This window comes from Candidatus Pantoea soli (assembly GCF_007833795.1).
GTDB lineage: Bacteria > Pseudomonadota > Gammaproteobacteria > Enterobacterales > Enterobacteriaceae > Pantoea > Pantoea soli.
The window spans coordinates 3,131,013-3,144,831 of record NZ_CP032702.1; the positions used below are offsets into that span (position 1 = coordinate 3,131,013).

Consider the following 13,819-nt stretch of genomic DNA (forward strand, 5'->3'; position numbering starts at 1 on the left):
TGAATGTTATTGCTCTGAGGGAAGCTGTCACAGTTGCATCCCGGAGAACCAGTCATTGTCACTCCCTGACCGACCGCATGGTGCCGTCGCTGCGGCTATCCGGCGTGCCGCATATGACTGGTCTCCGCTTTACGTGACTCGCGGGTTACCGTTTTAACGCGTGGTCAGAGGCGTTTGCGCCCGGTGAACAGGCTAACGAGGAACAGAATAATACCAACAATAAAGACAATCTTAGCTGCCCATGCTGCCGTACCTGCCAGACCGCCGAATCCCAGTGCTGCAGCGATCAGCGCGATAACCAGAAAGATAATACCCCAACGAAACATAAGCCTCTCCTTTACCATAGTGAAAATCGAACTGCTTATTTCTTTCACATCATTGTTTTTAAAGCGCAACGGCACCGGATGATGCCGTTGCTGACGCGTTAAGATTTCACCTTGAGGTCATTCTTCACGCTTTTCACGCCTTCAATGGCTTTGGCGATCTTTTCTGCACGATCGGACTGCGCCTGATTCGCCACTTCTCCTGACAGCTGTACTACGCCATCCGTGGTTTCCACCTTCACGTTGCGCGATGGCACAATGTCATCTGCTAAAAGTTTAGCTTTAATTTCACTGGTGGTTGCTGCATCACCGGCATAACCTTTTAGCGAACTCTGTTTGCTGTCTCGTACGTGTAGTTTGTCACTGACGGATTTTACCCCTTCGACTTTCTGCACCAGCGCGACGGCTTTTTCAGCCTGATCCTGAGAGGTAACAAAACCACTCAGCGTCACGACGCCCTGCTGCGTTTTCACCGAGATATCCGTGCTTTTAATCGCGTCGTCATCAACCAGCGCCGCTTTGGCTTTGGCGGTGATGCCGCTGTCATCCATAAAACCATCGACTTTTTTCATAGAACTATCGATTTTGGAACCCGTGCTGCTGGTGTCTGCTGCAAACGCCGCACCACTCAGTAACGCCGTACCTGCCAGCGCAGCAATCAGGGTCTTAGCAATCTTAGTCTTATTCATCGATATCATCCTTCTATCAGTTAACTCACCCGCAACCGCGAATGCGTCAGCAACAAACCGCGTTGCTGCCTTAATGGACGTAATCAGCGCATGCTGTTTTCTCGTCCGACAGAATAATCATAGTAGGGATTAGAGGTTTTGCTGGCTTTTGTGGTTGATATATCGCCAAAAAGCGATAAAGGCAGCGCAATTAGGAGGAGTCTGTAACAGAAAAAACAGGGCCAGTGATTATCACTGGCCCGGCTGGCGCGGCGAAATCAGTGCTCGCGCGTTTTACGGAAGGTCACGTCAGGATAGCGTTCCTGGGTGATATTGAGGTTAACCATGGTCGGCGCGATATAGGTAAGATTATCGCCGCCATCCAGCGCCAGGTTGATCTCATTTTTACGCTGGAAGTCATCAAACTTCTTCGCATCACTGCACTCGACCCAGCGCGCCGTCGAGACGTTGATCGCTTCATAAATCGCTTCAACGTTGTACTCGCTCTTTAGACGCGCCACAACGACGTCAAACTGCAGCACACCGACGGCCCCGACGATCAGGTCGTTGTTGTGCACCGGACGGAATACCTGCACCGCGCCCTCTTCAGACAGCTGGACCAGCCCTTTCAGCAGCTGTTTCTGCTTAAGCGGATCGCGCAGGCGAATACGGCGGAACAGTTCCGGGGCGAAGTTCGGAATGCCAGTGAACTTCATGTTTTCACCCTGGGTGAAGGTATCGCCGATCTGAATGGTACCGTGGTTATGCAGACCAATAATATCGCCCGGGTACGCCTCTTCAACGTGCGAACGGTCGCCCGCCATAAAGGTCAGCGCGTCCGAGATCACCACGTCTTTACCGGTGCGAACCTGGCGCAGCTTCATGCCCTTTTCATATTTACCGGAAACCACACGCATAAAGGCCACGCGGTCACGGTGTTTCGGGTCCATGTTGGCCTGAATCTTAAACACAAAGCCGCTGAACTTCTCTTCGCTGGCTTCAACGGTGCGGGTATCGCTCTGGCGCGGCATCGGCGCCGGCGCCCAGGAAACCAGGCCATCCAGCATATGATCCACACCAAAGTTACCCAGCGCGGTTCCGAAGAACACCGGCGTAATCTCGCCGCTGAGGAACAGTGCCTGATCGAACTCATGCGAGGCACCCTGCACCAGCTCCAGCTCGTCACGCAGCTGCTGCGCCAGCTCTTCGCCTACCGCCTCATCCAGATCCGGGTTGTTCAGGCCTTTCACCACGCGCACTTCCTGGATGGTGTGGCCTTTGCCGCTCTGATACAGGTACGTCTCATCGTTATAGAGGTGATAAACGCCTTTGAACAGCTTGCCGCAGCCAATCGGCCAGGTGATCGGCGCACAGGCGATTTTCAGCTCGCTCTCCACTTCATCCAGCAGCTCCATGGGATCGCGGATGTCACGGTCGAGTTTGTTCATAAAGGTGATGATCGGCGTATCGCGCAGGCGCGTCACTTCCATCAGCTTACGGGTACGATCTTCAACACCTTTGGCGGCATCGATGACCATCAGGCAGCAGTCCACCGCCGTCAGCGTGCGGTAGGTATCTTCGGAGAAGTCTTCGTGCCCCGGTGTATCCAGCAGGTTCACCAGGCTGTCACGGTAAGGGAACTGCATCACCGAGGTGGTAATAGAAATACCACGCTGCTTTTCCATCTCCATCCAGTCAGATTTGGCGTGCTGGCTGGAGCCGCGGCCCTTGACGGTACCGGCGGTCTGAATCGCCTGTCCGAACAGCAGGACTTTTTCGGTGATTGTGGTTTTACCGGCGTCCGGGTGCGAGATGATCGCAAAGGTACGGCGGCGCGCCACTTCTTCTAAAAAGGGAGCAATAGACATGTATGCATTCTTCTTCAGGGCAACGCGCAGGCCGCGCGCTGCGGATAAATCGTGCCGGCATATCGCCAGCGGATAACGGCGCCCGTCGTGACGCAACAGCGTCGGCGCACAACAGAGTGTGTACGTCTACATCGGTGGCAGTCCGGTTATCCAGTCAGCGTTGAGGCGGCATAGCATACAATATTTCAGCAACCGGGGAAATCGTCACATACGGCCTGCGGCAGGCCGCAGCGCTAGCCCAGCATACGCACCACGGCGGCTTTGAAGATGTGCACGCCCTGCTCCAGCGCACGCCGATCAAAGCGCATATCCGGATGGTGCAGGCCGGGAAGCAGATCGCAGCCCAGCCCCCAGAAGCCCGCTTTTAGCTGCGGCAGCTGCACCGGATAGAAAAAGAAATCCTCGCTGCCCGGCGTGGTGCGGGCGGACAGCAGGCCCTCCTCGCCCAGCACATCGACAATGGCCGCGCGGATTAACGCCGTGGCGTCCTCGTGGATGTCTGCGGCCGGCATCTCTTTCAGCACCACCACTTCCGCGTGCGCGCCCAGCGCCGCCACGCTGTGCTGAATCGCCTGCGTCACTTTCTGCTTCAGCGTCGCCATCGGCGCATTTTCCTGTGAACGCAGATCCCACACCACACGCGCTTCGTCCGGCACAGAGTTGGTCACGCCCGCATCGCAGAGAAAACGCGTGGCCTTGACGCTCCAGCTCAGCCCTGGTGCCAGATGCAGCGCGTTGACCGCCTGCACTGCCTGCACCGCCGCATCCAGCGCGTTAACGCCCTGATGCGGACGCGCCGCGTGCGCCGGTACCCCTTTGATGGTGGCCTCCAGCGTGCTGCACGCCGAGTAAAGCACCGCCGGCGTGGCCTGTCCCAGGCGACACTCTTCCTGCGGCCGCAAATGAAAACCTAAAATCATCTCCACATCCGCCAGCGCGCCGCCTTCAAGCATCGCCAGTGCTCCGGTGCCCAGCTCTTCCGCTGGCTGAAACAGCAGCTTCAGCCGCCCTTTTTTAATCGCGCCTTCCTGCATCAGCTGCTGTGCGGCGCTGAGCACCACGGCAGAGTGGGCATCGTGTCCGCAGGTGTGGCGCGCACAGGCCACGCCGTCAATCACATGCCCCAGCGCATCCATGTCAGCGCGCAGCGCCAGCACCGGCCCCGGCACGCCGCTGTCAATTTCCGCCACGATGCCGGTGGTATTGTTGACGCCCTGCGTCAGCGGGATGCCCGCCTGCGCCAACTGGCTGGCGATATACGCAGAGGTTTTGAACTCCTGAAATCCCAGCTCCGGGATGTCATGCAGAAAATGGTAGTGTTCCTGAACGTTCGGCACCGCTAAGCTCCTGACAGATAAAGGTCTCTCCAGCATCCACCGATACGCCGCACGGCGCAATCTGCCGTGAATGAAAATCAGTCAAACCTGAGAATCCTTCGCATTCAACAAATGGAATAATTCCATTTATAATCAATGAGATAAATTGCACATTTTTGCGAAAAAGCCTTCACAAAAAAGTCCGCTCTGAGGCATAATTTTGCGCACTTTACCCCATTCAACTGATAGGACTCAGCCATGTTAACTGCTGAAATGACCTCACGCCTGAACGACCAGCTGAACCTGGAATTTTTCTCTGCCAACCTGTATCTGCAAATGAGCGCCTGGTGCAGCGATAAAGGGTTCGAGGGTGCCGCTTCATTCCTGAAAATGCACTCGCGTGAAGAGATGGAGCATATGCAGCGCCTGTTTGATTACGTCAGCGATGCGGGTTCCCTGCCGGTGCTGGGCAGCATTGCCGCGCCAGCCATCAGCTGGAACTCACTGAACGATGTGCTGGAAGAAGCGCTGAAGCATGAGCAGCTGATCACGCGTAAAATCAACGAGCTGGTGCATGCCGCGCTGACCTCACAGGATTATTCAACCTTTAACTTCCTGCAGTGGTATGTCGCCGAGCAGCATGAAGAAGAGAAACTGTTTAAAACCGTGCTGGATAAACTGGCGCTGGTGGGCAATAAAGGCGAAGGCCTGTTCCTGGTGGATAAAGATCTGGGCCGCATGAATGCCGAAGGCCACGGTCAGTAAAAATACGCCCGCAAACACACCGCAACACCTATCACGCCCGATCCTGTCGGGCGTTTTTTATGACGCGCGTTACGCCTCTTTACGGATAATGATCTCAATGCCGCTCTCTGCGAAAGCTGTGCGGGTTTGATCAAATCGACCCGCCAGCGGCATATGGCTGTGCGTCAGCCGTTCGATCTTTTCAATGCTGAATGTGCCTGGCAGCGTTTGCAGCAATGTCAGCACATTGACCGAGACCGGTGACCAGCTCCGGTGTTTAAACGGCGTAAAGGTGGATTTGTGATCGTCATTGAATGTGGAGGGCCAGACGCCCTGTTCATACATATCTTCATCAGGCACCGTCAGCACCAGATGACCGCCCGGTTTCACCACCCGTAACCAGTTTGGCAACGCGATAAACGGATCGCGCACATGTTCCAGACAATGTGCCGAATAGACGAAATCAAATTCGTTATCCGGCACGCAGGCCAGATCCTGCGCGTCACCCTGTGGCAAATCGAACACGGTGACACTGGTTATCAGGGGAAACAGCGACTGGTAAACGCCAATACTGTCGTGACCACCGCCAATATCAAGTCCGCGGCCCCGCAGTCAGCGCAGACTGAAACGGGCGTCCAGTAAACGGCGATTTATGGACATACAGGTGGTTCCCGGTACTTCGCTTTGCAGGATAAAGTTCTGCGTCAGGTCGCCCGCCAGAATGTTTTTCGGCAGCGCAAACTCGCCCCAGCGACGCGGCCAGAGAATGGCATAGCCGGTATCCTGCTGCAGGAACTGAATTTTATGCGTTTTCTGAAACTGGCCCAGCGCCAGCAGAAAGGCTTGCTCCCGGTCGGCAGGCGGTTCCCCCAGTAGATCAGTTGATAAGGCGCGGTAGGCATTACGCAGATAAACCCGCGTATCATCAATAATAATCAGGGCATTCGCGGCGTTATCCTGCAACAGCGCCATTTCACCGATCAGCGGTAAACGCGTCTCTTCATCATAGTTATCGCTGTCGTAGGCTTCGAATTGAAAGTCGGCACCAGGAAAATGCGCATCCAGAAAAATCAGCGTGCGCGTACTGTTAATCACCTCTCTGACGGCCTGCTGGCCGAGGAATGTCAGGCTGTCATGATTAAACAGCTGTAATGCCGGCCAGTCCGGGGCCGCATCATAAAGCGGCGTGTAGATTTCGCATGACAGCACCTGCATACCGCAATCGATACTGTACCGGCTGGAAGCGCCGCGGCCAAAACCGGTTTCAATGACGTGCGTCACCTGGTGGGTATCCGCCAGCTGTTTAATATTAAAACGTTTTAAAGTGCCCATTCGTTTTTGCTCTCAGGAAAAAAACCTTTTGAGCAAAACACGTGCCAGATATTTTATCGCTGATTTTCAATGCGTTAAAACAGGGAGCGGAAAAGAAGATTCCGCTCACACCGTACTCAGGGAAACCTTACTCCAGCTGCTTCAGCCGCAGTTCGGACGGCTGCGGGCGGCCAAACAGATAGCCCTGGAACAGGGTACAGCCCTCTTCACGCAGCTTTGCAAACTGCTCGCTGTTTTCCACCCCTTCCGCCGTAATCTGAATATCCAGACTGCGGCTCATGCCGGTTATTGCCCGGATGATCGCCAGCGCCTCACGGCTGTCAGCCATGTCGTTAATAAAGGACTTATCAATTTTGATCTTGTCGAACGGGAACGAACGCAGATAGCTGAGGGAAGAGTAGCCGGTGCCAAAATCATCCAGTGCAATCTGCACGCCCAGCGTTTTCAGGCTTTGCAGCGTACGAATGTTGCCCAGCGTATCGTCCAGCAGTACCGACTCGGTGATCTCCACCTCCAGCCGCTGAGGCGCAAGGCCGGATTCGCGCAGCGCGCCCTCCACCACCGACACCAGCGAACTGTTCTTGAACTGCAGCGGCGAGAGATTGACCGAGACCGACTGCGCCGTCTCCCAGCTTTGCGCTTCACGACAGGCTTCATACAGGGCGTAAGCACCCAGCATATGGATCAGCCCGGTCTCTTCGGCGATCGGAATAAAATCATTCGGCATGATTAACCCCTTAACCGGATGATGCCAGCGCATCAGAGCCTCATAGCCGATAATGCCGTTTTCACTGGTGATAGGCTGGTAATAGAGCTTCAGCTGGCGTCCGGTGATCGCTTCACGCAGATCGTTTTCAATCACCCGCCGGCTGCGCGCCAGATCGTCCATTTCCAGCGTGAAATGTTCGTAGCGATTACGGCCGTTGCGCTTGGCTTCGTACAGCGCCATGTCGGCGCAGCGCAGCATATGCTCCGGCGTGTTGGTGGTTTGCGAGGTCAGCGCGATACCCACGCTCAGGCCCACCGAGAGGTTATGTCCTTCGACATTGATCGGAGGACGGATCGCTTCTATCAGCCGCTGCGCCACAATGGCGGCTTCATCGGCCATGCGGATGTTTGGCAGCACAATGGCGAACTCGTCGCCGCCGATGCGCGCCAGCGTGTCGTGATCGCGCAGGACGTTACGCAGGCGCTTCGCGACCACGCGCAGCAGCTCGTCACCAATCTGATGACCCAGCGCATCGTTCACATTTTTAAAGTTATCAAGGTCGAGGCACAGCGTGGCGCTGATCTGGCGGTGCTGGTTATCCACGCGCAGCGCTTCGCTCAGCCGCTGACGGAACAGAATACGGTTCGGCAGGCTGGTCAGGTTGTCGTGATGCGCCATATGGTGAATACGCGCGTCGGCTTCGCGCTGGTCGGTGACGTCTTCCACAATCAGCATCACATAATTCTGCCGCATATCCTTGCCGCTGATGGTGGTGGCGCGGGTATGCAGGATGCGCTCACCGCTGGCCGTCAGCAGCATCTGCTCCCGCGCATGAATGCCTTCACTGCGCAGCGCAATATCCGCCAGGCTGTTGAAGTAGTCGCTCAGCTCGGCCGACATACACTCGTGCGGCCGCTTGTGCATCAGCAGGGATTTGCTGACGCCAAACAGCTGCTGCGCCTTGTCGTTCACCATCAGAATTTCGCGGCTGATGGCGTCTTCGACAATGACACAGGAGGGAATATTGCTGATGATGGTTTCCAGAAAGCTGGAGAGCTCGGACATTTTCGCGCTTTGCGCCTGGGCCAGATCGCGTGCGCGTAACAATTGCTGTTCCTGCTCGCGGCGCTCGGTGACATCACGGGTGATTTTGGCGAAGCCAATCAGTTTGCCGTTTTCATCGTGAATGGCATCAATCACCACGTGCGCCCAGAAGGCGGAGCCGTCTTTGCGATAGCGCCAGCCCTCATCTTCAAAACGGCCGGTTTTCAGCGCAATCCCCAGATTGGCATCCGGCGTATGCGCCTGGCGATCCTGCGCGCCGTAAAACACCGCAAAGTGCTGGCCGACAATCTCCTCCGCCACATAGCCTTTGGCACGCTGCGCTCCGGCGTTCCAGTTCACCACGCGGCCCTGCACGTCCAGCATGTAGATGGCGTAATCGGTTACCCCTTCCACCAGCAGGCGGAAGGTTTTTTCATGCTCGCGCTGCTGGCGCAGCAGCGCCTGCTGTTCGGTGCAGTCACGGGTGATTTTGGCATAGCCAATCAGTTTGCCCGCATCGTCACGAATAGCATCAATGATGACATGTGCCCAGAACGCGCTGCCATCTTTGCGGTAACGCCAGCCTTCATCCTCAAAACGGCCGGTTTTGAAGGCGGTGTCCAGATTCCGCTCCGGAATGCGCGCCTGCCGATCCTGCGCGCTGTAAAAGCGTGAGAAATGCTGACCTACAATCTCTTCGGCCACGTAACCTTTGGCACGCTGCGCACCGGCATTCCAGTTTTCGACGTTGCCGTCCAGATCGAGCATATAGATGGCGTAGTCCGTTACGCCTTCCACCAATAAACGGAAACGCTGCTCCTGTTCACGCTGTTTGCGCTGCAGCGCCTGCTGCTGCGTACAGTCGCGGGTGATTTTGGCAAACCCAAGCAGCAGGCCGCTTTCATCGCGGATGGCATCGATCACCACGTGTGCCCAGAAGGCGCTGCCATCTTTGCGATAGCGCCAGCCTTCGGTTTCATAGCGCCCCACCGCCGTTGCCACCGACAGCCCGCGCTGCGGCGCACCATTTTTGCGATCTTCTTCGCTGTAAAAGAGCGCAAAATTTTTCCCGACGATTTCGTCAGGCGTATAGCCCTTGGCGCGCTGCGCCCCGGCATTCCAGTTCGCCACGGTGCCATCCGGTTGGAGCATATAAATGGCGTAATCCACCACGCTCTGCACCAGTAACCGGTACATCACGTCAGAGTTATTATTCATTTTTATTCGCCTGTTCTGGCCTGGCCGATCCCGGCACTTCAGAATATTCTTAATTGTACTGCAGACTTAAACGTAAAAGCGCATAGCTTACAAGCGCAAATCGCCCGCAGACAAAAGTTGGTAGTAGGGTTATCGGCTGTGGCGAGAAAACGTTCAGTTGAAAAGTTAATCAGCGAACCGGCATTGACGCTGCCAGCAGCTTAGTGCGGTGACGGTGTGTTAAGAGGAGAGCGGTTCAGCAGCAGGAGTGGCTGCAAAAGGGTGGCCAGCCGGGCGTGCGCCGCCCGGCCCGGCGCTTAGCCAGCCTGATCCAGCGGTAAATGCATCCCGATATAGCGCGCATAGCGCGACGGCTTAATGCGCGTCAGATCCACTAAAACCAGCCCGTCGATGCAGTGATTGAAATCCGGATCGCTGCCGAAATCGATAAACTGCACCCCGCCCGGCTCGCAGACCTCGGAATACTGTTTATACAGCGTCGGAATGGCCGTACCGAGGTTGGCCAGCAGGTGCTTAAGCCGGCGTAAATCCTCGGCATAGTTATCCCCGGTGAACTGGGCCAGTACTTCAGGCAGTGAGGCGGGATACGGCCGTCGTGACGTGGCGAGCGGCAGTTCGGTCGGGAAGTAGAGACGGTAAAAGGCCACCAGTAAATCCCGCGCCGCCAGCGGCATACCGCCGGAGATAGAGACCGGCCCAAACAGATAGCGGGTTTGCGGATAGCGCGCAATATATGCGCCAATGCCCATCCACAGATAATCCAGCCCGCGCTTGCCCCAGTAGGCAGGCTGAATAAAGCTGCGTCCCAGCTCCAGCCCCTGATGGATAATCGGCAGCATGCGTTCATCGTAGTGGAACAGGCTGTCGCTGTAGATGCCCTCCAGCCCGCGCCGTGCCAGCTGCTCCGCGCCGGGAATAAAGCGGTAAGCTCCGACAATCTCCAGCGCCTCGTCGTCCCACAAAATCAGGTGATAGTAGTCATCATCATATTTATCCAGATCGCGGCGGCGTCCGCTGCCTTCCCCTACCGCGCGAAACGCAATCTCACGCAGGCGGCCCAGCTCGCGCAGCAGCGGCACCCAGCTGGCGCCGTTGCGCCGCCACAGGTAGATCTGCTTGCCGTCCGGCAGCGTGCCGAGCCGCTCGCTCTCCAGCAGCGCCTTTTTCAGTTCGGCACGATCTTCCGGCCGGGCGATGGCGGCTTCGGTCTGAAACAGGCCGCGTCGTCCCTGGCCGATGCGGTAAAGGTGTTTACGCAGGCGCTTCGCCAGCGCTTTGCCCGGCGTATGGCCGTCGTGCCAGTGCGCAAACGGGATCTGTTCGCCAATGTGCAGCTTGATGCGCGCCCCGCGCTGGCGAAACATTTCGCGTACCAGCATCAGCAGCGCCAGCGGTGCCGCAATGTTTGCCGCGGCGTAAAACGCCAGGCTGTTGCGGCCCGCCACATGCACCGGCACGATCGGCGCGCGGGCGCGGGCGGCAAGGCGCAGAAAGCTGTGATGCCACTGGCTGTCGCGCACGCCGCGGCTGGAGAGCCGCGACACTTCGCCCGCCGGAAACACAATCAGCACGCCCTGATTGTCCAGATGCTGCTGCATGCGGGTCAGCTGCTCGCGGCTGGTGCGGTTGCCCATATTGTCCACCGGCAGCATCAGGTTATTGAGGGGTTCCAGCAGCATCAGCATGCGGTTGGCGACAATTTTGACGTCGCGCCGCACCTGCGACACCGCGGCCAGCAGCGCCAGGCCATCCAGCGCCCCCAGCGGATGGTTGGCCACGATGACCACCGGGCCGCGCGTGGGGATCTGCTCCAGATCGCGCTCGCTCAGCTCACAGCGCACATTCAGGTGCTCCAGCACCTGCTCCACCATATCCACCCCTTTCAGATGCGGATAGCGCGCGGCGAAACACTGAAACTCCTGTTCGCGTACCGCCCATTTCAGCAGGCTTTTCTGCCAGCCGGCGGGCTGATGTCCTGGCCAGTAAGTTGTCAGAAGCTGATCAACAGAAAACATCATTCACCTTTTTATGCGCAGCGAGGAATGGCTCCGACGTTAAAACGGCTTGTTTTCAGATTTATGATCGGGCCGCGCTGATGCAGAAAAAGTCCCGCCTCATGACAAAGCCATACCGGTAATAGTTTATTGCCCCCCTCTCAGAATTTTCAGACAGACCTTAAATCTTCCCGCTAAGACGCATGGATAAATCGGGTCACACCTCTGCTTCATTATTTTCATCCGTTTTTATTTTTGGCTTCTTTTTGTTTATTTTCGGACTACATATATGATTCATTCGGTATTTATTGTTGATGACCATCCCCTGATCTGTACCGCTATTGAGGCACTTTTAACGACTTACCATTATTCCGTCGCGGCTATCGCCCATTCCGGCGATTTCCTGATCGCGCAACTGCATCAGCGGCAGCCGGACGTCCTGCTGCTGGATCTCACCATGCCGGGCCGCGCCGGTATCCCGCTGATTGCCGATATCAAACGCATTTTGCCGCAGCAGAAAATCATCGTCTTTACCGCCTCTGAAAGCCTGTTTTATCAGCGCTGCTGCCTGCAGCTGGGCGTGGAGGGCTACGTCTGTAAACGCGGCGAGCTGAATACACTGCTTAAAGCGATCAAAGCCGTGGAGCGCGGCCAGCGCTTTTATCCGATAACCCAGGCATCGGCCAATGTGCAGGAGCTGATAGACAGTGAAAAACTGATGAGTCTGACGCGGCGGGAATTAATGGTGCTGGTGAAATTAGCTTCCGGCATGAGCAATAAGCAGATCGCCTCACAGCTGCAGCTAAGCAGTAAAACCGTCAGCACCTATAAAATAAAAATTCTGCGCAAGCTGGGCCTGAAAGGGGTCAGCGGGATAAATACCGCCGCCCGGGAAAACGAGCTGGTGTGAGCGACGCGCCCCTGTTGCGGCAGCGAGCCGGAACAGGGGCATGGCCCAGTCAGGGCAGCAGCTGATGCGCAATCGGGCCCCAGATTTCCGTCATCGCCCCTTCGCCACCGGTAAAGGGATCGTGCGCCGGCAGCGGCACCTGCTGAATACGCAGTTTTGCTTCACGCAGGTGAGCAGGTTCATCGCGCAGCGTTTCCGGCGCAAAGCCCTGCGGATAGGCGCCTACGGTAAAAAAGTCGTCAGAGGCAAACACCTGTTTGTGGCCGACGCCCGCCGGAATCAGCACCGCGTCGCCTTCGCGCAGCGTCACCATGCGCCCGCTGTCGCCGCCAAACAGCACTTCCGCCCAGCCTGCGCCAACCCCCAGCACTTCATGGGTATTCGGGTGGTAGTGCGTATAAGGGAAGATCGGCGCACGCCACGCCGCGGGCCAGCCGCTGGCGGTAAAGGTGCGTTCAAACCAGGCCGCGCTGTCCTCTTCTTCATCCGGCACCACCTGCGGCCAGATAATCAGCGGCAGCGGATTATTCGGCACGCCGCCAGACGGCAACGAGAGCATCAGATGCTGCGGATTGCTGGATGCACCTGCTGAAAAGGTGCCTGCGGCGAAAGACATCAGTAACAGCAGGCTGGATGATTGGACAGTCATACTCTTTCTCCGGAAAGCGATGTTGCTTTATTGTGGCAAAGCCACACGCCAATGCAATGTGCGCATCGCAGCAAAATTACCAAAAAAGAAGGATTTAGCGTTCTAAAGCCAAATTAGTTGTTAACATCTTTAACATTTTGTGCCGCGGCGTTTGCCAGCCTGAGACTGCCGGCGATCGGCACCTGCTTTTCGTGCGGCGCGCAGGCAAAAAAAAACCGGTAGCGTTCGCCACCGGCTGAATCAATCACTGATTCAAAGGCACTGACAGGTTATCGCAGACGTTCAGCAATAGGTTTCACAACATTCTCCCCATCGCGGCCATAAAACTGATACAGGGTTTCTGCCGCCGCATCGGTTAACACCATGATTTCGATACGCCGGTTGCGCGCGCTGCGCGGATGGTCTTTATCCAGCGGCATGCGGGAGGCCATGGCATTCACCTGCAGCACGCGCGTGCTCTCCAGCCCGCCCTGCTCCAGCGCGCGCCGTGCCGCCAGCGCCCGGTCGCCGGAGAGGTTCCAGTTGTTGTAGATGGCGCTGCCGCTGTAAGGGGCCGCGTCGGTATGCCCGCTGATCATGATGCGGTTATCAATGCGGTTGAACACCGGCCCCAGCTCGGTCAGCAGGCGCTGAAAAAAGGGCGTCAGCACGGCGCTGCCGCGGGGAAACATCATGCGCTCGCGATCGTCCTGAATCAGAATGCGCAGCCCCTGCGGCAGCGTCACCAGCGTCAGATGATTTTGCGCATGATGGTTATCAATGATGCTTTGGATCAGTGCCTGCAGCTGCGCCAGCTCTGCATCCGCGCGTGACAGCACCGCTTCCAGCGGCTCGCCCTCGCGACGCGGACGGCTCGGTGTGTCCGCCGGTGCCGGCGGGCTGACCGTGGCGTTCTGCGTCGGCGGCGTGTTGGCCAGCGTCTCGCCGATAATGGCGCTGCCATGACGATTCTCCACGTCAAAGGGATCAAAGCCGGAGCCGCTGAAGATCGAGGTGCCGTGCAGCTGCGCCACAATCTCGCGCCGCTCCTCCTCGCTGACCGCA

General features: G+C 57.0%; 12 protein-coding genes. 2 read left to right on the plus strand and 10 right to left on the minus strand.

All coding sequences use genetic code 11. The features are described 5' to 3' along the window. Nucleotides 1-164 precede the first annotated feature (164 nt). The 4 genes from D8B20_RS14465 to D8B20_RS14480 form a co-directional block, all read right to left on the minus strand. Nucleotides 165-326 carry a DUF1328 domain-containing protein gene (locus D8B20_RS14465; protein ID WP_145889511.1) on the minus strand — a complete coding sequence of 54 codons (162 nt, stop codon included), beginning with the start codon at nt 324-326 and terminating at the stop codon, nt 165-167. A 98-nt stretch (nt 327-424) separates the two neighbouring features. Then, complete coding sequence (osmY, locus tag D8B20_RS14470; protein ID WP_145889512.1) at nt 425-1,012, minus strand: molecular chaperone OsmY; 588 nt, start codon at nt 1,010-1,012, stop codon at nt 425-427. Nucleotides 1,013-1,269: 257 nt separating this feature from the next. Then, nucleotides 1,270-2,859, minus strand: coding sequence for a peptide chain release factor 3 (gene prfC / locus D8B20_RS14475; RefSeq protein WP_145889513.1), 1,590 nt, complete (start codon nt 2,857-2,859; stop codon nt 1,270-1,272). Between the two features lie 233 nt (nt 2,860-3,092). Next, nucleotides 3,093-4,196: an amidohydrolase gene (locus D8B20_RS14480; RefSeq protein WP_145889514.1), complete on the minus strand. Its 1,104-nt coding sequence runs from the start codon at nt 4,194-4,196 to the stop codon at nt 3,093-3,095. A gap of 237 nt (nt 4,197-4,433) precedes the next feature. Here D8B20_RS14480 and ftnA point away from each other — a divergent pair, with 237 nt between their 5' ends. Continuing rightward, complete coding sequence (gene ftnA / locus D8B20_RS14485) at nt 4,434-4,940, plus strand: non-heme ferritin (RefSeq protein ID WP_145889515.1); 507 nt, start codon at nt 4,434-4,436, stop codon at nt 4,938-4,940. Between the two features lie 69 nt (nt 4,941-5,009). Here the strand turns inward: ftnA and D8B20_RS21855 are convergent, their stop codons facing one another. The 4 genes from D8B20_RS21855 to olsF form a co-directional block, all read right to left on the minus strand. Beyond that, nucleotides 5,010-5,531 (minus strand): methyltransferase domain-containing protein, encoded by a 522-nt coding sequence (locus D8B20_RS21855; protein WP_315901155.1) that lies wholly within the window; start codon nt 5,529-5,531, stop codon nt 5,010-5,012. Further along, nucleotides 5,532-6,251, minus strand: a complete 720-nt coding sequence (locus tag D8B20_RS21860) for a hypothetical protein (protein WP_261388035.1) — start codon at nt 6,249-6,251, stop codon at nt 5,532-5,534. Between the two features lie 127 nt (nt 6,252-6,378). Next, on the minus strand, nt 6,379-9,222 hold the full coding sequence (locus D8B20_RS14495; RefSeq protein WP_145889516.1) for a bifunctional diguanylate cyclase/phosphodiesterase: 2,844 nt from the start codon (nt 9,220-9,222) through the stop codon (nt 6,379-6,381). Between the two features lie 296 nt (nt 9,223-9,518). Beyond that, nucleotides 9,519-11,237 (minus strand): bifunctional ornithine lipid synthase OlsF, encoded by a 1,719-nt coding sequence (gene olsF / locus D8B20_RS14500; RefSeq protein WP_145890600.1) that lies wholly within the window; start codon nt 11,235-11,237, stop codon nt 9,519-9,521. A 268-nt stretch (nt 11,238-11,505) separates the two neighbouring features. On the opposite strand from olsF, the gene D8B20_RS14505 reads away from it, so the two are divergent. Further along, nucleotides 11,506-12,126: a response regulator transcription factor gene (locus D8B20_RS14505; protein WP_145889517.1), complete on the plus strand. Its 621-nt coding sequence runs from the start codon at nt 11,506-11,508 to the stop codon at nt 12,124-12,126. Nucleotides 12,127-12,175: 49 nt separating this feature from the next. Here the strand turns inward: D8B20_RS14505 and D8B20_RS14510 are convergent, their stop codons facing one another. Further along, nucleotides 12,176-12,775, minus strand: coding sequence for a hypothetical protein (locus D8B20_RS14510; RefSeq protein ID WP_145889518.1), 600 nt, complete (start codon nt 12,773-12,775; stop codon nt 12,176-12,178). Between the two features lie 269 nt (nt 12,776-13,044). Continuing rightward, nucleotides 13,045-13,788, minus strand: a complete 744-nt coding sequence (locus tag D8B20_RS14515; protein ID WP_261388036.1) for an OmpA family protein — start codon at nt 13,786-13,788, stop codon at nt 13,045-13,047. Between the last annotated feature and the right edge of the window lie 31 nt (nt 13,789-13,819).

Coding starts and splice junctions, on each gene's coding strand:
- D8B20_RS14465 (WP_145889511.1), bottom strand. CDS start 326: ATGTTTCGTTGGGGTATTATCTTTCTGGTTATCGCGCTGATCGCTGCA.
- osmY (WP_145889512.1), bottom strand. CDS start 1,012: ATGAATAAGACTAAGATTGCTAAGACCCTGATTGCTGCGCTGGCAGGT.
- prfC (WP_145889513.1), bottom strand. CDS start 2,859: ATGTCTATTGCTCCCTTTTTAGAAGAAGTGGCGCGCCGCCGTACCTTT.
- ftnA (WP_145889515.1), top strand. CDS start 4,434: ATGTTAACTGCTGAAATGACCTCACGCCTGAACGACCAGCTGAACCTG.
- D8B20_RS21860 (WP_261388035.1), bottom strand. CDS start 6,251: ATGGGCACTTTAAAACGTTTTAATATTAAACAGCTGGCGGATACCCAC.
- D8B20_RS14495 (WP_145889516.1), bottom strand. CDS start 9,222: ATGAATAATAACTCTGACGTGATGTACCGGTTACTGGTGCAGAGCGTG.
- olsF (WP_145890600.1), bottom strand. CDS start 11,237: ATGTTTTCTGTTGATCAGCTTCTGACAACTTACTGGCCAGGACATCAG.
- D8B20_RS14505 (WP_145889517.1), top strand. CDS start 11,506: ATGATTCATTCGGTATTTATTGTTGATGACCATCCCCTGATCTGTACC.
- D8B20_RS14510 (WP_145889518.1), bottom strand. CDS start 12,775: ATGACTGTCCAATCATCCAGCCTGCTGTTACTGATGTCTTTCGCCGCA.